The following is an 18,900-nucleotide window of genomic DNA, read 5'->3' as shown; positions in this document are numbered from 1 at the left end:
ACATCGTCGACCGGCGACAAAATTCCCGCGTTGCGGTACGACGGTGAGTTCGTTGTCGGTACGACCTCCGCATTTCGTTGCCGACAGTGGGACGGAGTGTTCTTATGGCGCGGCACATTTCAGGACAGACCGGTAGGTTTTTGCGCCCGAGACGCACTCCCGTGGCTCGAGCCTGGCAACCTCGTTCTCGGGAGCCTCCCTCGGAGGCGATCACGGATGTTGCGACGAGAACGAAGCTGATGGAGCAACCGGGCTCCTACCTAAGACCGCCCCGCCTGTCCATGAGATTCGGTGATCGGCAGATCGACCGTGACTTCGCAGGCAGGGCAGCAGGATCCGCAACGACGGGATCCGCTGTTGCTCCTAGCAACCTGTTCCAACGCGGAATCTGTATCGCCGAGCGTTCGACCGTGGTCGTGGCGGTGGAACTGCGCAGAGCCTCGGCAACCTCGACGAACCAGCGCGGTGCATTGAACATTCGTCCAGGTCCCGTCAGTCAAGTCCACATTCATACTGCGGGAGCCATCGCTCACAGCTATCATCAAGTCGTGCACGAAACGTGTTATGGCAAAACATGTTTGAGCCCTCCCCCGCCACCACCGCGATCCTGCCTGATCACAGCAGCAAAGCTGGGCCGAGGAGCTCAGGACTCGTATCCGACTGGGGCGCATAGAGAATGCCCACTCTCTCTGCATCCGAGTAGCAATTGATTTCGGTAGATCCACTTGCGAACTGACCTATTAGCTTCACATTGGCCACATCCGCCCCAGGTACCGACGGCGTGAAACCCACTGCAGGGGAATGACGTTCATCGGTCCATTCCACCCTGCCCCGGGAGCATCCCTTGTCCACCGACGCGTCACCGGTCTCGGTGACACCGCACTCGACCGCCCGTGCCTACGCACCGGAGCGGGTTGCGGAGCGATCAGCACTGAGGTTGTACGCACCAGAATTCGCGGCTGACCCGCACCGCGCCTACGAGGAACTACGTCAGTACAGCCCCGCGGTCCCGGTCGAAGTCGCGGCCGGCGTTCCGGCGATGCTGGTACTCGACTACCGCCAAGCCCTGCGCATCCTCGGCGACCCCGATCACTTCCCCGCCGACCATCGAGCGTGGCGAACGACGATCCCGGACCAGTGCCCTGTTCTACCGATGATGGAGTGGGGCCCCGCCAGTGACGACAGCGATGACTCCGCTCGCGCACGCAGCGCGTACACCGCGGCCATGGAAAGCATCGATTTGCACGCATTGCGCGCCGCAGTCGAAGCCGCCGCGGTGCCGCTGATCAATGCATTCTGTGAATCGGGCTCGGCTGACTTGCTCGGACAGTACGCCCGCCCGCTCACCGAGCAGGTGCTGCACGATCTTCTGGGCCTTCCCTCGGAGATACGAGATCTCGTGCACGCGGCGATGAGCGCATTGAACGTGACCACCGATCCCGAATCCTCCGATCTCAATGAGCAGATCTTCAGAAATGTTGTCACGCAGGCCGTGACGGCCAAGCGTCACGCTCCGGCACAGGACGCGATCTCGCAATTGCTCACGCACCAGGCAGGATTCGATGACAGCGAAGTCGTGGAGTTGATTCTCCAGCTGTACGCGATGGGATCCGAACCGACCTGGAATCTGATCGTCAACACCCTGCTGCTGATGGCCACCGACGCGGGATTCCACGATGGCCTGGTCAGCGGTGCTATCCAGGTGCGTGATGCCATAGACGAAGTGCTGTTCACCGATCCGCCCGTGCAGAACGGCTGCCCCCGCTACCCTCGCCAGCCGCAGATCATCGGAAACGTCTGGCTGCCGGTCAATCAACCCGTGCTGATCAGCCTGACCGCGTGCAACAACGATCCCGCAATCAGCGGGGACCGTGCCGGCAATCGTGCGCATCTGGCCTGGGGCGCCGGACCACACAGCTGCCCCGCCCAATCGGTAGCCATCCTCATCGTCCAGGAGGCGATCGATCAGCTCCTGGACGCGCTACCCGAGATCGCACTCGCAGTGCCGATCGAGGAACTGAGCTGGCACCCCAGCACTTTTCACCGCGCCCCGGTCGCGATACCCGTGACCTTTCCACCCGCCCCACCCCTGACCTTCCTGCAAGGAGCCAACAACCGGTGAACGCACCGCACACGCCCGCACCGACCACCGAGGACGCCCCCTTGCCGGTCGAGGCCCTCGGACCCCGAATCCCGCTGCACGCACCGGAATTCGCCGCCGACCCACACCGCGCGTATAACAACATGCGCGCCCGCTACGGCTCCCTGGTCCCGGTCGAGCTAGCGCCCGGGGTGTCGGCGACCCTGGTCATCAACTTCCATACCGCGGTGCGAATCCTCAACGATCCCTACCACTTTCCCGCCGACCCTCGCACCTGGCAACGCACCATGCCCCCAGGACTGGACATGATGCCGATGGTCGAATGGCGGCCCAACGCACTGCGTTCCGATGGCGCCGAGCACGCGCGCTATCGCAGCGCCACGGTCAACGCACTCGCGGACCTCAATCTGCACGCGGTCCGTGCCACGGTCGAGCCGATCGCGATTCCGCTGATCAACGCCTTCTGCGAGGACGGTTCCGCGGATGTGATCGCGCAATACATTCTCCCGCTGGTGTTCTCCTCCATCAATCACATGCTGGGCTGCCCCGCTCACATCGGCGAGCGGGTCGCCGCGGCCAGTGCGGCGATGTTCGAGGGCGTGGACACCGACACGGTCAACACGATGCTGAACGAGGCCCTGCTGGAGCTGTCACTCCTCAAACGCAGATCTCCAGACGATGACATCACCACGCGCCTGGTCCGTGACCCGGCCGCGCTCTCCGACGAGGAGATGATCCACCAGCTGGTGACCCACTACTCCGCCGGTGTGGAGATCCCGCAGAACCTCATCGCCAACACGCTGCTGCTGATGCTCACCGATCAGCGGTTCGCGCTCGGCGGCACCGCTTTCCCGCCGTCCACCAGCACCGCGATCGACGAGATCCTGGCCAAGGATCCACCACTGGCCAACTACTGCCTGTCCTATCCTCGCCAGCCTGTCGTAGTCGACAAGGTCTGGCTCCCAGCCCATCAGCCCGTGATCATCAGCATGGCCGCGTGCAACAACGATCCGGAAATGAACGACGGCCAGTACCTGCGCAACGGATGGAACCTGGCCTGGAGCGCGGGCCCGCACTCGTGCCCGATGCAGGCCCGCGCCGCCTCACTCTTGATCGTGCAGGAGGCGATCGACCTGCTCCTGGACGCGCTACCCGAAATCCGCCTGGCCGTGCCCGCCGAGGAATTGGTATGGCGCCCAGGGCCTTTCCACCGCGCACTGGCAGCGCTGCCCGTCACATTCCCTCCCTCACCCCCGCTGAACATTGGATAGGAGGCAGCACCAACAGTATTCGCGAACCCCGGCCCGCCAGCTGCGCGGCCGCGGGCTCGCGTGGTTGAACGATGATCCGCGCATAACCTAGCGACCGCTCTCCACGGCGGTCGCTGATCGGTGCGCGCGATCAGCTCGAGCGTCGAAGTGAGTTCCACATGACAACCAAAGACCTTTTCCGCGACCGGATTCCCGCGCATACACCCCCGGTGATCAACGATCAACACACTGTTCGCGCGCTGCGTACGGTGATATTCGGTGCACAGACCGCCTTGCATACCCGGGTTCGAGATATCGTCGTCGGGCTACCCGATCAGCCACGGTCAGGAGCCACGTACTCCGAACTGACGCAGAATGCTCCCGACCTGCTCCGCACGGTTATTCGTGAGCTCGGCCGCCCCGCGCGCGAGATTGCCGCAGATCCGCAATTGCGTGGCGCACTGTGCGATTGGGCCCAGGTCGCAGCCCCTCGCCTGCTGTTGGTGTTGACAGGGCATTTCGATCTCGCCATCGGGGCAATCCTGGCCCTGGGCAACGGCTCGGACTACCAGCAGAACTGCCTGCGCGAGCTCGATACCGCAGCGACCCTCGGGGCATTGATGCTCACCGAGCTCGGCGGCACCAATGGCGCCGATCAGCAAACCACCGCCACCTGGGATCCAATCGCAGGCGGATTCGTCCTGACCACACCCTGTCCCGCCGCGGTCAAATTCATGCCCAACGTCGCGGACCCCGATATCCCCAAAACCGTTGTTGTCACTGCCCGTTTGCTGATCCACGGCCGTGACGAAGGGGTGCTTCCGTTCCTGCTGCGGTTACGCACCTCCGAAGGTCTGGCCGACGGTGTGGACGTAGTCCGTCTGCCCGACAAAGACTCCGCGCCGATGGATCATGCCATGGTGCGATTCCACAACGTACGCCTGCCAGTGGACGCCCTGCTGGGCGGAGACTGGGCGCGCATCGACGCCGATGGGGTCTTCGAATGCGCGCTGCCCCCACGCCGACGGTTCCATGCGGCGATCAGTGTGCTCGGTAATGGACGCCTCGACCTGGCCAACGCGGCAATCGCCAGTGCCCGAGCCGCCCTCGCGGGGCTCGTCAACTACACCAACCAGCGCCGTCCCGGCACCGGAACTCGGATGGCCGATCGGGATGCGGTGCAACGAGATTTGATCCGCGCGCTTGTCGAGGTTTATGCGACGAGTGTGCTGGGCCGGCACATCCGCGACATCCGCGCGGCCGGGACCCACACTGGTCCTGACGACGCGATGTGGTCCATGCTCGCAAAACCGTTGCTGTCCAACACCGCCCATCAGACCGTGATCACCTGCCGTCAACGCGCAGCCGCGCAGGGCGCACTCCGCATCAACCACCTCCAGGACTGGATCGGGAATCTCGAAGCGATCATCACCGCTGAAGGCGAGAACCAGATCCTGCAGGTCACCGCAGGCAAACTCGCCGTCGACCGGCCACCACTGCGGCTGCCGGACACCCCCACCCAACAACCCTGGCATATCGTGATGCTCGAAAAGCGCGAACGCGCCATCGCCGCCGCCCTTCGCCAGGGCACATACGACGCCACCGGCGTCGCACCCGGGCCCGATTCCGCGGCCATAGAATTGGCCACCGCCATTGCCGAACGCCTTGCCGCGCAGGCGCTTCTGTCCGCCGCCCGGTCCTGCAACCATCCCTTCGCACGACAGCTCGCATCCTCGGCCGCAGCGGCCTACGCACTGCAGCGAATCAGGGCGCACGCAGTGTGGTATACCACCCACCAACACATGTCATCACAACGCGCGACACAGCTCACCACCGAACTCCACCATCACTACGCCCTGCTCACCTCACACCTATCCACCATGGTCAGTGCCTTCGACATCCCCGAACTGCCCGGTCCCATCTTCTCCACCGACTACATCCGCGCCTGGCAGGACCACGCGGGCTGGGCAGACACCACATTCTCTACCAGCATTCCGATATCTCAGTGAACACACCCGGCGATCAGACCCGACTGCGAACGAGCACGGTAATGATCACGGTGTGCCACCGTCCCTGAAGATCCCACGACCCCGCTGACAAATCCGGCGGGGTCGCTGTCGGTCCGGTGCCGAAGACTGTTGGCCGCCACCGCCGCTGCTCAGGTCACGGCTTCCGCGATGCGCTCGCCGATCCCCGGAACACCCTCAACCGCGTGCGCGATGAGAAACGCCTCAACCTGTTGCCTGCGCCAGGACGCTCCAGCTGCCTCTCTGGCGACGTACCCTCCTGCACCACACGGGAATTGGGACGATCCGTGCCGCGAATTGTCCAGTTGGAGTATCCGATTCCGACCATATACACAAACATCGTGTCGACCGGCAGGCACGGATACAGAGTGGATATCGGAGTCCCTCGTGACATCCTCTCGGCAGAGCTCGCTGGCATCGCGAATCATGTTGTGCGCGAAAGGTCTGGACGCGGGCCGAACAGAATCTGAACCGCGTTGAACTCCGTGGTGGGCTGTGGCTTACTCATAGGATGAATTCGGTCTCGACTATCGAGCGATCGTCGGGGCGCGCGCTTCCCCTCTGGTCGGTTCCGATGGTGTTCATCGTCGGCGCGACTTCGCAATACGCTGGTGCCGCGCTCGGAGTGTCTCTGTTCGATACCACCGAACCCACGACTGTCGCTTGGTTGCGGGCTGCCGCGGCGAGCGTGGCGTTGCTGGCCTGGCGGCGGCCATGGCGAGCTCGGTGGACGCGGCGGACGATCGCGGTGGCAGCCGGGTTCGGCATCGTCACGCTGTCGATGAATATCGTGTTCTTCGAGGCGATTGCGCGCATTCCGCTCGGCACGGCGGTCGCCATCGAATTCCTCGGCCCCGTTGCCGTCGCCACGCTCGGTTCGCGTCGAGCCCGCGACCTGCTCGCGGTCGCATTGGTCGCCATCGGCGTGGTCCTGCTGGCCGGAGTCCAACTGGACGTGGAACCGGTCGGCATCGCCTTCGCCCTAGCTGCGGCCGTCCTGTGGGCGGGGTACATCCTGGTCGGCAAACGCGTCGCCGACGCGGGCGACGGTCAGGACTCGCTCGCGGTGGGAATGGCCGCCGCCGCGATCCTGTCCGCGCCGTTCGTGCTGATCCCCCAATTCGCCATCGACGCAACGGTTTTTGCCGACCCTCGCACCTGGCTGCTCGGTCTCGGGATCGGGATCTTGTCGAGCGCGGTGCCGTACGCACTGGACCAGGTGGTGTTGACCGCGGTCGGTCGGGCCCGCTTCGCGCTGCTGCTCGCCCTGCTCCCGGCCACCGCGACCGTGGTCGGCGCGATCGCCCTCGCCCAACGCCCGACGGTGTTCGAACTGGCGGGCATGGTGTTGGTCATGCTGGCCCTGACCATCAGCGCGATACCCACGCGCCAGCCGGCACCGGAACCACCCGCGCCGCTGTAACTTCCCGCCCCATCGGCGATGTCATGACAGGACCGCACGAACCGACCCGGATCGACGAGCCTGTGTGCATTGTGGTCGGATCTGCCAAGATGCACGGAATGAGCATGGAGCGTGCGGGACTCGTCATCTGGGACGTCGACGGCACCTTGATTGCGGCCGATGCCGACGACGAGGGTATCGACGAGTCTCATCAGCAGTTGGATGAGGTTGTGACCGAAGAGGAATCGGAGCCGGAAGGCGATCAGCCCGCCTACCCGGGCGCGGCGGACACCCTGAAAATCCTTGACGCACACGGGCTCGTACAGACTGTGCTGACCGAGACTCCGCGATCCGCCGCCGAGATCACACTTCGGGCCGCCGGATTGGACCGGCATATCGATTTCGACATAGGCGCATTCGGATCCGATGCACGCGACCGATCCGACCTTCCCGCTGTCGTGGCCACACGGTTCGAAAGCAAGTACGGCAAGCCGCTCTCCCCGGCGCGCACGGTGGTCATCGGTGACGCGCCCCATCACATTGCCTACGCCAGGCATGCGAGGTTCGGTGTCATCGTCGTCGCCCACCGAACACTTCGCGAGGAGTTGGCTCAGCATTCACCGGATGCGATCGTCGATGCCTTGTATCCGAATGTTGTTGCGGCCCTCGTGGAGTCACTCACCAGCACGTGGCCGTGAGCCACTGAAGTCTGCCAGTGGCCGCGAGTCACCGCGCGGTGCGGCTGCCGCGCCGCACCTGACACATCCCACCCTCGGACCGTCGACTATGCGATGATCCGGAAACGCCGTATCCCACGAGGCAATTCGAGGTGACATGAGCGCAAGACTCTGGGCCGCACTGCCGATAGCGATCAGCGTCACCGTCCTGGCCGCCTGCGGCTCGGACGACGAATCGTCCTCAACCAAGGACATCGCGTTCCTGGCCGCCGTCAAGCATGACGGAGTGCCGACCGCCGACGGGGATATCTTCGCCACCGCGAAAACCGTGTGCCGAGAGATGCGCGAGCAGGGGCGCACAGCTGCCGATGAAGTGAACGCGGTGGCCGCCGTCCCTGGGGCGCGGGATACACCGGCCCCGCTCTACACCCGCGACCACGCCCGAAAGATCGTGGACGAAGCCATCACGTTCTATTGCCCCGAATACAACGGCCAGGCTGCAAACTGACACCGCATCGAAAGACCGCGAGTCCTCGCATGGTTAGCCGTTCGTAGCGGGCCACGGTCACCGGCGGCGCAGGTTGTCCGGGCTCAGTATGCGCGTCAAGGCCGCGTCGTCGATCAGTGCGGAGCGGCGTACCAACTCGGCAATGGAGGCACCGGTGGCAATCGCTTCGGCAACCAGGGCTGATGTCGCCTCGTATCCGAGTACCGGATTGAGCACGGTGGCGATGCTGGCTGAGCTGAGGACGGCCTCGAGCATGCGGTCGGGGTTGGCGGTGATGCCGCGGATGCAGCGCTCGGTCAGGACTTGTACAGCAGCGGTCAGGTGGGTGAGGGAGGACAGCAGGGCTCGGGCGATGATCGGCTCGAAGGCGTTGAGTTGGAGTTGGCCGGACTCAGCGGCCATGGTGATGGTGAGGTCGTTGCCGACCACTTCGAAGGCGACCTGGTTGACGACTTCGGGGATTACGGGATTCACCTTGCCCGGCATAATGCTCGAACCCGCCTGTACGGGTGGGAGATTGATCTCGCCGAGGCCCGCTCGGGGGCCGGAGGACAGCAGACGTAGATCGTTGCAGATCTTGGACAGCTTGATCGCGGACCGTTTAGTGACGCCGGAGAGTTGGACGAACGCACCGACGTCGGAGGTGGCTTCGACCAAGTCCCGGGCGGTGGTCAATGGCAGGCCGGTGATCCGGCGCAGGTGCTCGCACACGATGTCCGGGTAGGCGGGATGGGTGTTGAGTCCGGTGCCGATCGCGGTGCCGCCCAAGTTGATTTCGGCGATCAGCATGGACGCTTCGGCGAGACGGTCAGCATCCTCGCCAATGGTCACGGCGAACGCGCCGAACTCCTGGCCCAGGGTCATCGGCACGGCGTCTTGCAGTTGGGTCCGGCCGAGTTTGAGCATGTCGGCGAATTCGACGGCTTTCGCCGCGCACTGCTCGGCGAGTGCGCGAAGTGTGTGTTCCAGTGTGCGCGAAGCGAATCCGAGCGACACCTTCACCGCGGTGGGATAGACGTCGTTCGTGCTCTGGCCGCGATTGACGTGTTCGAGTGGGTGGATGATGTGGTAGTCGCCGCGCTGATGGCCCAGAATCTCCAGCGCACGGTTGGCGATCACCTCGTTGGCGTTCATGTTGGTCGAAGTGCCCGCACCACCCTGGATCTGGTCGACGACGAAGTGGTCGTGGAGGGCACCGGCGCGAATCTCGGTGCAGGCCGCGATGATCGCCTCGGCGATGTTCCTGTCGAGCTCGCCCAGGTCCCGATTGGCTTGTGCTGCTGCTTGTTTCACCGAAGTGATCGCGACGACCAGATCGGGTAGCCGCGAGATCGGTACCCCGCTGATCGGAAAGTTCGCCATGGCGCGCGCGGTGTGCACGCCGTAGTAGGCGTCGGCGGGAACCTCGTGAAAGCCGAGCAGATCATGCTCGGTGCGGACGGGGGTCGGTGTGACCATGGCTGTGCTCCTGCGTCAGTCCACGCGGTGGCCGTGGATCAGGCGATTCCTGATCCGGGTATCGGTGGCGGTGTCGACGATCGTGCCCGCCAGCGCTACCGCGCCCTGTCCGATCGCGGTGTCGGCGGCGGGTGTGGTGGTGGCGGTGGCGAATTCGGGCTGATGGTTGACCGCGGGCATCGAATCGATGCCGATGTACGGGTGGATGGCGGGGATGAGCTGGGAGACGTTGCCCATATCGGTGGATGCCCGGGCCATCATCGCGTCCGCGCCCGAGGTGAAATGGCGTCCCGCCGCGATCGCGCGGCGCTCGTAGCAGGCGAGAAGTTCGGTGTCCGTACGGAATTCGGCGTAGGGCTTGGATTCGGGGGTGACGGTGAGTTCGGCACCCGAGGCCCATGCGCCCGCTTCGAAGCAGCGCAGGATGCGGGGTTCGACCTCGGCGAGTTCGGCGAGCGTTTCGGCGCGCACGTACCACCGGCCTGCGGTATGTTCGGCGATCGCGTTCGGCGCTTCACCGCCGCGCGTCATCATGCCGTGCACTCGCACCGAGTGCGGCAGTTGCTGGCGCAGCAGCCCGATCGCGACCTGCGCGATGGTGAACGCGTCGGCCGCGTTGACACCGCGCTCGGGGTAGGCGGCCGCGTGCGCGGCTTTGCCGCGATACTCGATGTGACTGTGCGACACCGCGAATGGCCGGGCCACGGCCACGTCGACCGGGCCGGGGTGGACCATCGCTGCCGCATGCTGGCCATCGAAACCGCCGCGTTCGAGAAGCTCGATCTTGCCGCCGCCGCCCTCCTCTGCGGGTGTGCCGATCACCGACAATGTGAGGCCCAGGTCATCGACGACAGGTGCGAGCGCGAGTGCCGCACCCACGGAGATGGCCGAGATCAGATTGTGGCCGCAGGCGTGTCCGAGGCTGGGGAGCGCGTCGTACTCCGCGCACAGCGTGATGTGCAGGTCACCGCTGCCGATCCGGGCCGCGAACGCGGTCTCCAGGTCGCAGTACCGGTCGGTGACCTCGAATCCGTTGTCCGCCAACTGTTCCGCGACCCGGCGCGCCGATCGGACTTCCTCCCAGGCGATTTCGGGATGGTCGTAGAGATCGCGAGACAGCCGAATCAAGGCCGGGTGGGCGGTAGCCACTCCGCCGGCGACCACGTCGTCGATGGTGGTCACAGATCACCCGGAACGCCGTAGGACGGAGCAGCGGTTGGATCGATGCCACGCATCCGATAGTCGGCCTTCTGCGGTTGCCAAAGCTCCCACAGGGCAACGAGATCCGCCAACGGGTCGGCGGCATAGTCGACCCGCAGATCGGTCACCGGCCAGGACACATCGTCGACGACCAGCAGACCTGCGGAATGCACCGGTCCCGCCTCACCGCCGGCGGCCAAGCCCGCGCGGAGCCCGTCGAGTAGGCGGTCCTCGAAGGTCGCCGACCCGCTTCCGGTGTAACCCGCGAGCATTTCGGTCAGGACGCCGTCGTGGGCGAGCAGATTTCCCGCGGCCACGGCCTGCTCACCGACAGCCTCACCGTGGGCTCCGAGACTGTATGCGCCGGAGTGCACCGCCGTGCCGCCATGGATATCGACGACGGTCACCTGGCGGTGATCCGGGAACCGCTCGTGCGCCAAGGCCGCCTCGAGCGCTGCGGTGGCACTATGCCCAGCGTCCAGCAAGTCCAGGACGTGCACACCGAGTGCCGGATTCGTAATGTTCTGCGAGGCAACAACTCCCACGCCCGCGCGCGGGTGGGCACAGCGCGCCGCCACCGCCGGACTCGACGAGCAGATGACCACACCGAAGGCCCCGGTGCCGGGGTCACGCGCTACCAGCGACAGGGTCATGCGCGGGTGTCCTTCGGCTCGCTGAGCACCGCCGTGGCATCGATCTCGACCAGCCACTCCGGACGAGCGAGGGCCTCGACGACCAGACCTGTCGAGACCGGGTACACGCCTTCGAGCCAGCGTCCCATCACTTGATACACCGGTTCGCGGTACCGGATGTCGGTCAGATAGACGGTGACCTTGACGATGTCGCGCAGTGAGCTGCCCGCCTCGTCGAGCAGCATGGCGATATTGCTCATGGCCCGCTCGGCTTGCGCGGCCACATCACCGATGCCGACGGATTCCCGGGTCTCGAGGTCCTGGCCGATCTGGCCGCGCAGGTAGACCACGCCACCGGCGACCACGGCTTGGCACAGGTCGTTCGAGAGATTCTGCTCGGGATAGGTGTCTTTGGTGTTGAACGGCCGAATCCGCCGGTGTGTGGGGGAAGTCAAGGCGCACAGTTCCTTTCGGATGCCGAGGGATGGTTCAGGAGACGGGGACTGTTCGGCTTGCCGCCTTGTGGGCGAGGTAGCCGCGTTGGATCGCGATCTGCCCGGCGATGTATGCGGCGTCGTGCCACACGCCCCACAGGAAGCTCGATCCGCGATTCGACAGCCACGGCAGGCCGAGGAAGTACAGTCCCGGCTCGGCCGAGACGCCGCGCTGGTGCACCGGTCTTCCCCGGTCGTCGAATGTGTCGACCCGCAGCCAGTCATAGTCATTGGCGAATCCGGTCGCCCACACGATCGTGCGCACACCAGCCTCGGCGAGCGCGAGTTCGGCGGCGGGTTCGGTCACACAGCTCGGCAGGGGGCCGAGCAGATGCGCGTCGGGCTCCTCGGGCAGCTCGAGACCGTTGCGGGCGACATACTCATCCGCCTCGGCCAACATCGCCAGATAGTTCGCATCACCGTTCTCGATGTTCGTCCGCAGGTCCGAGGCGAACCGCAGGACACCGTTGGTGAAGGTCGTCGCCGTTCCCCACAGGGTGATCCCGTCGGCGGCGAGAGCTCGGAAGTCGACGGTGTGCCCGCCACGAGCTCCGCTGACCGCGATCGTCACATGCTCGGCTCCCAGCGGTGGAACCGCCGCACCCCATTTGCCCAAAACTCCGAGCCACCAGCAGAAGTCGCGGCCTCGATAGCTGCGCGGTGGGCGATCGTGTGGCCCGACGGCGAGATGGACCGCGCGGCCCGAGCGCCGCAGCTCATCGGCGATCTGCACGCCGGATGATCCGGCCCCAACCACCAGCACCGCGCCCTCGGGCAGCTGCCGCGGATTGCGGTAGGAGCTCGAGTGGATCTGATGAATACCCGCGTCGGCGGGAATGACATTGGGGATGATCGGCCGCTGGAACGCACCGGTCGCCGAGACGACGAAGCGTGCGTCGATGGTTCCTATGGATGTCTCGACCTGAAAGCCCGGCCGCCCGGCGTTGCGACGCACCGCGGTGACCTCGACGCCGGTGCGAATCGGCGCGGCGATCTTGTCGGCATAGGCGGCCAGATAATCCGCGACCTGCTCTTTGGTGGCGAATTCGTCTGCGTCGATATCGAATTCCAGTCCGGGGAAGCGGTCATGCCATGCGGGTCCATTGGCAACCAGCGAATCCCAGCGCCACGAACGCCATCGCTCCGCGACGCGATCACGCTCGAGCACCAGGTGTGTGATGCCGTGGGCGGTGAGGTGCTCACTCATCGCGATACCGGCCTGACCGGCACCGACCACGAGAACGTCGATCTCCTCGGTGGACACTTGCACCTCCGAATGCCTTGGGAGAGTTGTCAATTCCATGACTCAGCCGACCGCGGGTCGAATGGTGAACCAGGTCGTCTTCAAGCCGGTGTACTTATCGAGCGCATGCAAAGAGAGGTCGCGGCCGAAGCCCGACTGTTTGAAACCGCCGAAAGGTGTTTGGGCACTGAGCGCGTCGACGGTGTTCACCGACACCGTGCCCGCCCGCAGCGCGGAGGACACCCGGTGGGCGCGATCGAGACTGTTCGTCCACACCGATGCGGCCAGGCCGTACACGCTGTCGTTGGCCATGCGCACCGCCTCGGCTTCATCGCGGAAGGTCTGTATCGAGAGCACCGGGCCGAAGACCTCCTGGGTGACCAGCTCCGAGTCCGCTTGCAGGCCAGTGAAAATGGTGGGCTCGACGAAGCATCCCCGCCCGGCCACGGTGGTGCGGTTGCCGCCGAGCAGCACCTCACCCTCGGCGCGGGCACGGTCGATGAACCCCATGACGGTGCGGGTGTGTTCCTCGGATACGAGCGCGCCCAGGGTGGAGGCCGGGTCGAGTGGATCGCCCGGGCGGATCGCAGCGGCGTGCCGCAGCAGCGCCTCGGTCAGATACTCGGCCGTGTCCTCCTGCACCAGCAGGCGCGAGTTGGCCGAGCACACCGCCCCCTGGTTGTAGAATGCGCCGAACACCGCCTTCTCCGCGGCCGCGTCGAGATCAGCGTCGGCGAACACGAGATTCGGGCTCTTGCCGCCACATTCGAGCCACACCTGTTTGAGGTTGGAGTCGGCGGCGTAGCGCAGGAACCTCTTGCCGGTCGCGGTGGAACCGGTGAAGGCGAGCACGTCGACATCCATGTGCAGGCCCAGCGCCGCACCCGCGGTAGCACCCAGGCCGGGCACGACATTGAGCACACCGTCGGGCAGTCCGGCTTCGGCCGCCAGTTCGGCGAGCCGCAGCGCCGACAACGGTGACTGCTCAGCGGGTTTGAGCACAACACTGTTTCCGGCGGCAAGTGCGGGTGCGAGCTTCCACACCGCGAGATCGAGCGGGAAATTCCACGGCACGACCGCGCCGACCACACCCAAGGGTTCGCGCGTGACCAGAGCCAGCGCACCGGGATCGGTGGGCGCGATCTCGCCGGGGATCTTGTCCAGCGCCTCGGCGTAGTACGTGAAAAGCGCTGCGGCAGAAGGTACATCGACCGTGTCGGCCTCGACGACGAGCTTGCCCATATCGAGCGAGTCCAGCAGCGCCAGTTCGTGCCGATGCTCGAGCATCAGGTCCGCGAGCCGCAACAGCACCCGCTTGCGTTCAGCCGAGGCCGCCCGGCACCAGACCCCGGACTCGAACGCCGAGCGCGCGGCGCGCACGGCCCGATCCACGTCGGCGGCGTCGCCGGCACTTACGCGCGCCAGCACGTCGCCGGTCGCCGGTGCGATCGAGTCGAACGTCTCGCCCGAGGCGGCGGGGCGAAAGGATCCGTCGATGAACAGTTCGGTACGCGGAGTGAGTGTTTCGGCCAGGGCCGACCAGTCGGCGGCCGAGGATGGTGGTGTCATCGTCACTCCCCGGGGATGTAGATGGCGAACTGCTTGAGCAGCGGCGCGTCGACCCGGTACTCCCCGCGCCAGCCGCGTTCGAGGGTGAATGAGTCGCCGGGGCCGAAGGTGCGAGCCACGCCGTCCTCGGAGGTCAGCGTCAGTGATCCCTCCAGGACGTGGGTGAACTCGTCGCCGGGATAGGACTCGATGTATTCGGTGTAGGGCTGTGCGCGCCAGGAGCCGACGCTGAATCGCTGGTCGGCACTGGCGAGATGGGCGCTTTCGTGTTCCTGCGGATCTCCGGCGCGCAGAGTCTCGGCGGTGACGTAGGCGCTGGGGGTCATGGTGGCGGCGAGTTCGGGGCCGGTGGGAATGGGAGTGGCGGAAGGCATCGGTGGTCTCCTCAAAGTTGTTGTGCGACAAGTGAAGGGAAGGGCAGTAGCACGGATTCGGTTGACAGGCCGGTGACTTCGCGCCGGAAGGGCACCGGATCGGTGTTGGCGGGCTCGTCGAGTTCCTCGGCGTAGCGGTGGCCCGACCACACGGCGGCGGCGATGGTCCCGGGGGCCCAGGCGTCGCCGATGCCACGCACCGAACGCAGGTCGGCCGCCTCCCATTCGTCCTTGCGCCGGTGCAGCTCGTGGTACAGGCCGTCATTGGGCAGTCGCGCGGTGACGAAGACGACGCTGTCGGCGGGCATGGTGACCTCGTGGCCGGTGAACGCACAGGTGGTCGTCACGCCGTCGGCGGTGACCGCGGTGACGGCCCGGTTGACCTGAACCTCGACACCGGCGTTCATCACCCGCTTGCGGATGCGATGCACTTCCATGGTGTTGGTGGTCCACTGCGAAACATGGGCGGCGGGGGTGACCAGGGTGACGTCGAACTTCTCGGTGGCGAGCAGTTCGGCGATCACGCCGCCGAGGTAGTAGTGGTCGTCGTCGAAGAGCACGACCTTGCGACCGCGCGGGCGCAGTCCGGCGAAAATATCGTCGGGAGTGAGGATTTCGGCTTCGGCGTCGATCGGGATCGGGTGGGTGTGCCAGCGTGCGACACCATCGCGCCGCCAGTGCGAACCGGTGGCGATGACCACCTGCTGAAAGTCGTTGTCGAGGATGTCATCGGCGGTCATCGGGCTCTGCCGGAAGACCTCGACATTGTCGAGTCGACGCAGTTGCTGTTCGCGGTAGTCGACCACGCGGATCCACGCGGACAGACCCGGCAGACTCGATTCGGTGCGCACCCGTCCACCGAGTTCACGCGTCGCCTCGGCCAGGCTGACCGGGTAGCCGCGCTGACCGAGCGCACGCGCGGCCTCCAGCCCCGCCGGGCCCGCGCCGACGACCAGCACCGTCGATTCGCTCGAGCGGGGTTTGATCCGCTCGGGATGCCACCCGCGCCGGAATTCCTCACCCATGGTGGGGTTTTGGGTGCAGCGGATCGGCGACATCGTGAAGTCACCGGAGACGCAGATGTTGCAGCCGATGCACTCGCGAATGTCCTCGAGATCGCCGGTCTCGATCTTGCGGGGCAGGAAGGGATCGGCGATCGAGGGCCGTGCCGCGCCGATGAGATCGAGCACGCCGCTCTTGACCTGATGCACCATCATGTCCGGTGAGGTGAAACGGCCGACGCCCACAACGGGTTTGGTGGTGAGCTGCTTGAGCCCGCGAACATAGGGTTCCTGCTCACCCTCGGGCCCGAAGCGGGAGGTGACCGAATCGTCCTCCCAGCTGCCCAGGACGAAATCCCATAGATCCGGGAGCTCGCCGAGCATTCCGATGACGTCTTCCATCTCCGCCCGCGTGATGCCCGCGTCGCCGAGCAACTCGTCCACCGAGATTCGGCAGGCGACCGCGGCACGGCCCTCGCAGATCTCGCGGGTGTCCTCGAGGATTTCGCGCAGCAGCCGAACCCGGTTCACCAGGCTGCCGCCGTATTCGTCGGTGCGGTTGTTGTAGCGCGGGGACAGGAAGTGATGGAGTCCGCCGATCGCGTGCCCGGCGTAGACGTAGACGATGTCGTACTCCGCGCGCAGGGACCGGCGCACCGCTTCGCGATGCCAATGCCGCAGGTCGGCGATATCGGACCGGGTCATCTCGCGTGCCTGCACCGGATCGTAGTTCCACGAGACCACCGGCAGGTTCTGCGGTCCCAGCGGGGTTTCGCGACTGATCAGGTTGGGGCTGTTGAGTCCGTTGTGGGCGAGTTCGATCCCTGCCAGCGCGCCGCCCTCGTGGATCTTCTCCGAGATCCGGGTGAGGGCGGGCAGGTCTTGGTCGTCCCAGAGCCGCAGTTCGATGAACGGGCCGATATCGGAGGTGGGGTGGATCTCGACCTGTTCGGTGCACACCACCGCCCAGCCGCCTTCGGCTTTGACCTGCCGCATGAACGCCTCGCCGGAGGGGTCGCGGTAGCCCATGCCGTTGCAGTGCGGGACTTGGAAGAAGCGATTGCGGGCGGTCACCGGTCCGATTCGGACCGGTTCGAAGAGGATGTCGTACCGGGGATCACGCACGGCAGGCTCCTGACTGGAGTGGGGATCAGATCGAACCGTTCTTTGCGATTGATCTCAAATAATTGCTCAGGCCGGACCATCTGTCCACTTCAAGAAAGGTCAACTCAGAACTTGTTTTCTGATGCAGTTCATAAATAATGATGAACATGGCGCGTCCGAAGAAGCAGGAGAACAGGCGGCACGAGATGGTGGCCGCCGCGACAGCCGCGATCGCCCAGCGGGGGTTGACCGGGCTGCGCATCAAGGACGTCGCGCAGGAGGCGGGACTGTCGGCGGGGCTGGTCAGCTACTACTACCCCTCGATGGAAGATCTGCTGCTCGAAGTTCACGAAGCGGCGGTGGATCGGTTCTATCGGCGCAGGCTCGACGCCGTGCGCGAGTGCTCCGATCCGGTCGAGAGGCTTTGTAGGACAGTGCGACTCGGCATTCCGGATTCCGCCGACGACCCGCTGTGCGCGGTGCTGTACGAACTGCATGTGCACGCCAGTCGCAATCCCCGGCATTCGGTGCTGATGACCACGCTGTTCGATCTGGAGGTGTCGCTGTACACCACCGCGCTCGAGATCGGCCGCAGCCACGGCGCGTTCACCTTCACCGCGTCCGCGGACGAAATCGCCCAGACGGCAGTCGGATTGGAGGATGCGTTCGGGTTGCATATCGTCGCGCGCAACCGCCGGATAAGCGCGGTCGGTGCGCGCAACAGTGTGCTGCGATACCTGGAGGCGATGCTCGGGTGTCGACTCGGTGAGTTCGAGGCGGCCGAGAGCGCGGCGGTGTCATGAACTCGCAGCGACGACCCGATGTGACCCTCACGCAGCTGCGCTATTTCGTCGAGGCGGCGACGTTCCTGAGCATGACTCGGGCTGCCGAGCGGTTGATGGTGGCGCAATCGGCGATCTCGTCGTCGATCTCGCAGTTGGAGAACCAGATCGGCACTCCCCTATTCATCCGACAGCGCTCGCGTGGGCTGGTGCTGACCGCCGCGGGCGAGCAGATGCTGCGCGATACCCGCAGTGTGCTCGCGCATCTGGGCGATGTCCTCGATGCCGCGCGCGGCCATGAGGACGCGGTTCGAGGCCGGGTGCGGTTGGCGTCCTTCATCACCCTGACTCCGTTCCTGCTGCCGCGGCTCATTTCCGATGTGGGGCAGGCATATCCGGAGCTGGAGATCGATGTCGTGGAGGTGCGGCCGGACACCGTGCGGGCGGCACTACGTGATGGCAGTAGCGAACTGGCGCTGTGCTACGACCTGGGAATCGCCGACGATCTCGACTGCGAGGTGTTGGCCACCTACGCCCCGCACGTGGTGCTACCCCCGGACCATCGACTGGCGGGCGCGGCGGCGATTGAGTTACGGGACCTGGCCGATGACCCGATGGTCCTGCTCGACCTGCCGGTGAGCCGCGACTATTTCCTCGCGATGTTCACCACCGCGGGCATCACCCCGACCGTCCGGTATCGGACCGGCAGCTACGAAGCCGTGCGCGGACTGGTGGCGCGCGGTCACGGCTTCTCGATCCTCAATCAGCTACCCGCCTCGGATGTCACCTACGACGGCGGGCGCGTGGTCACCGTCCCCATCGCAGACGATGTCGAGCCGCTATCGGTCGTACTCGCGAGCCTCAAAGGCGTGCAGAGCACCGCCCGCGTGCGCGCGGTCGCCACCCGGATTCGGGCGACCTTCGCCACATGAGTGGCATGGCGAGTCTGCCGGGGCTCACCATTTTCGATGATCTGCATCAAAAAACCATACGACTCGAAATTGGCCGTTCACATGTTCTGAACACGATGGCGTTGTTTGCTGAACATCATTCATCGAGATGAATCTCAAAGAATTCT

Annotated in this window: 16 protein-coding genes; 8 read left to right on the top strand and 8 right to left on the bottom strand. The window is 65.3% G+C overall.

Features of this window, described 5'->3' with window-relative positions:
• The first annotated feature begins 844 nt into the window (after positions 1 to 844).
• The 6 genes from ACFC0O_RS12835 (at position 845) to ACFC0O_RS12810 (ending at position 7,965) form a co-directional block, all read left to right on the top strand.
• The gene (locus ACFC0O_RS12835; protein ID WP_375956852.1) at positions 845 to 2,122 is read left to right on the top strand and encodes a cytochrome P450; all 1,278 of its coding nucleotides are present in this window, start codon (positions 845 to 847) and stop codon (positions 2,120 to 2,122) included.
• Positions 2,119 to 3,372 carry a cytochrome P450 gene (locus tag ACFC0O_RS12830; protein ID WP_375956849.1) on the top strand — a complete coding sequence of 418 codons (1,254 nt, stop codon included), beginning with the start codon at positions 2,119 to 2,121 and terminating at the stop codon, positions 3,370 to 3,372. Before ACFC0O_RS12835 ends, ACFC0O_RS12830 begins: the two co-directional genes overlap by 4 nt.
• A gap of 158 nt (positions 3,373 to 3,530) precedes the next feature.
• The gene (locus ACFC0O_RS12825; RefSeq protein ID WP_375956846.1) at positions 3,531 to 5,360 is read left to right on the top strand and encodes an acyl-CoA dehydrogenase family protein; all 1,830 of its coding nucleotides are present in this window, start codon (positions 3,531 to 3,533) and stop codon (positions 5,358 to 5,360) included.
• 643 nt (positions 5,361 to 6,003) lie between these two features.
• Positions 6,004 to 6,801, top strand: coding sequence for a DMT family transporter (locus tag ACFC0O_RS12820; RefSeq protein WP_375956843.1), 798 nt, complete (start codon positions 6,004 to 6,006; stop codon positions 6,799 to 6,801).
• Positions 6,802 to 6,899: 98 nt separating this feature from the next.
• The gene (locus tag ACFC0O_RS12815) at positions 6,900 to 7,478 is read left to right on the top strand and encodes an HAD family hydrolase (protein WP_375956840.1); all 579 of its coding nucleotides are present in this window, start codon (positions 6,900 to 6,902) and stop codon (positions 7,476 to 7,478) included.
• A gap of 136 nt (positions 7,479 to 7,614) precedes the next feature.
• Positions 7,615 to 7,965 carry a DUF732 domain-containing protein gene (locus ACFC0O_RS12810; protein ID WP_375956837.1) on the top strand — a complete coding sequence of 117 codons (351 nt, stop codon included), beginning with the start codon at positions 7,615 to 7,617 and terminating at the stop codon, positions 7,963 to 7,965.
• 57 nt (positions 7,966 to 8,022) lie between these two features.
• Here ACFC0O_RS12810 and ACFC0O_RS12805 read toward each other — a convergent pair whose 3' ends face one another.
• The 8 genes from ACFC0O_RS12805 to ACFC0O_RS12770 are packed head-to-tail and all read right to left on the bottom strand — an operon-like array spanning position 8,023 to position 17,061.
• Positions 8,023 to 9,423, bottom strand: a complete 1,401-nt coding sequence (locus ACFC0O_RS12805; protein ID WP_375956834.1) for an aspartate ammonia-lyase — start codon at positions 9,421 to 9,423, stop codon at positions 8,023 to 8,025.
• 15 nt (positions 9,424 to 9,438) lie between these two features.
• The gene (locus ACFC0O_RS12800; RefSeq protein WP_375960698.1) at positions 9,439 to 10,596 is read right to left on the bottom strand and encodes a M20 family metallopeptidase; all 1,158 of its coding nucleotides are present in this window, start codon (positions 10,594 to 10,596) and stop codon (positions 9,439 to 9,441) included.
• A 5-nt stretch (positions 10,597 to 10,601) separates the two neighbouring features.
• Positions 10,602 to 11,276 carry a DUF1028 domain-containing protein gene (locus ACFC0O_RS12795; protein ID WP_375956831.1) on the bottom strand — a complete coding sequence of 225 codons (675 nt, stop codon included), beginning with the start codon at positions 11,274 to 11,276 and terminating at the stop codon, positions 10,602 to 10,604.
• Positions 11,273 to 11,719: a RidA family protein gene (locus ACFC0O_RS12790; protein WP_375960696.1), complete on the bottom strand. Its 447-nt coding sequence runs from the start codon at positions 11,717 to 11,719 to the stop codon at positions 11,273 to 11,275. The genes ACFC0O_RS12795 and ACFC0O_RS12790 overlap by 4 nt, the downstream gene beginning before the upstream one ends.
• Before the next feature lie 25 nt (positions 11,720 to 11,744).
• Complete coding sequence (locus ACFC0O_RS12785) at positions 11,745 to 13,013, bottom strand: flavin-containing monooxygenase (RefSeq protein WP_375956829.1); 1,269 nt, start codon at positions 13,011 to 13,013, stop codon at positions 11,745 to 11,747.
• Between the two features lie 42 nt (positions 13,014 to 13,055).
• Positions 13,056 to 14,561, bottom strand: coding sequence for an aldehyde dehydrogenase (locus tag ACFC0O_RS12780; protein ID WP_375956827.1), 1,506 nt, complete (start codon positions 14,559 to 14,561; stop codon positions 13,056 to 13,058).
• 2 nt (positions 14,562 to 14,563) lie between these two features.
• The gene (locus ACFC0O_RS12775; protein WP_364645631.1) at positions 14,564 to 14,935 is read right to left on the bottom strand and encodes a cupin domain-containing protein; all 372 of its coding nucleotides are present in this window, start codon (positions 14,933 to 14,935) and stop codon (positions 14,564 to 14,566) included.
• An 11-nt stretch (positions 14,936 to 14,946) separates the two neighbouring features.
• Positions 14,947 to 17,061, bottom strand: coding sequence for an FAD-dependent oxidoreductase (locus ACFC0O_RS12770; protein WP_375956823.1), 2,115 nt, complete (start codon positions 17,059 to 17,061; stop codon positions 14,947 to 14,949).
• 146 nt (positions 17,062 to 17,207) lie between these two features.
• Between ACFC0O_RS12770 and ACFC0O_RS12765 the strand changes: the two genes are divergently transcribed.
• Together ACFC0O_RS12765 and ACFC0O_RS12760 are read left to right on the top strand one after the other, a co-directional pair.
• Positions 17,208 to 17,843, top strand: a complete 636-nt coding sequence (locus tag ACFC0O_RS12765) for a TetR/AcrR family transcriptional regulator (RefSeq protein WP_375956820.1) — start codon at positions 17,208 to 17,210, stop codon at positions 17,841 to 17,843.
• Entirely contained in the window at positions 17,840 to 18,754 is a 915-nt protein-coding gene (locus ACFC0O_RS12760) for a LysR family transcriptional regulator (RefSeq protein WP_375956817.1), read from the top strand. The genes ACFC0O_RS12765 and ACFC0O_RS12760 overlap by 4 nt, the downstream gene beginning before the upstream one ends.
• The last annotated feature ends 146 nt before the right edge of the window (positions 18,755 to 18,900 follow it).

It is taken from the genome of Nocardia sp. NPDC056100 (assembly GCF_042266325.1).
In the GTDB taxonomy this organism is placed as follows: Bacteria; Actinomycetota; Actinomycetes; order Mycobacteriales; family Mycobacteriaceae; genus Nocardia.
The sequence above is the reverse complement of the archived record's forward strand: the minus strand, read 5'-3'. Positions and strand labels throughout refer to the sequence as shown.

Excerpts from the sequence above, each read along its gene's own strand:
- ACFC0O_RS12825 (WP_375956846.1), top strand. The coding sequence starts at position 3,531 with ATGACAACCAAAGACCTTTTCCGCGACCGGATTCCCGCGCATACACCC.
- ACFC0O_RS12815 (WP_375956840.1), top strand. The coding sequence starts at position 6,900 with ATGAGCATGGAGCGTGCGGGACTCGTCATCTGGGACGTCGACGGCACC.
- ACFC0O_RS12810 (WP_375956837.1), top strand. The coding sequence starts at position 7,615 with ATGAGCGCAAGACTCTGGGCCGCACTGCCGATAGCGATCAGCGTCACC.
- ACFC0O_RS12805 (WP_375956834.1), bottom strand. The coding sequence starts at position 9,423 with ATGGTCACACCGACCCCCGTCCGCACCGAGCATGATCTGCTCGGCTTT.
- ACFC0O_RS12795 (WP_375956831.1), bottom strand. The coding sequence starts at position 11,276 with ATGACCCTGTCGCTGGTAGCGCGTGACCCCGGCACCGGGGCCTTCGGT.
- ACFC0O_RS12780 (WP_375956827.1), bottom strand. The coding sequence starts at position 14,561 with ATGACACCACCATCCTCGGCCGCCGACTGGTCGGCCCTGGCCGAAACA.
- ACFC0O_RS12775 (WP_364645631.1), bottom strand. The coding sequence starts at position 14,935 with ATGCCTTCCGCCACTCCCATTCCCACCGGCCCCGAACTCGCCGCCACC.
- ACFC0O_RS12765 (WP_375956820.1), top strand. The coding sequence starts at position 17,208 with ATGGCGCGTCCGAAGAAGCAGGAGAACAGGCGGCACGAGATGGTGGCC.
- ACFC0O_RS12760 (WP_375956817.1), top strand. The coding sequence starts at position 17,840 with ATGAACTCGCAGCGACGACCCGATGTGACCCTCACGCAGCTGCGCTAT.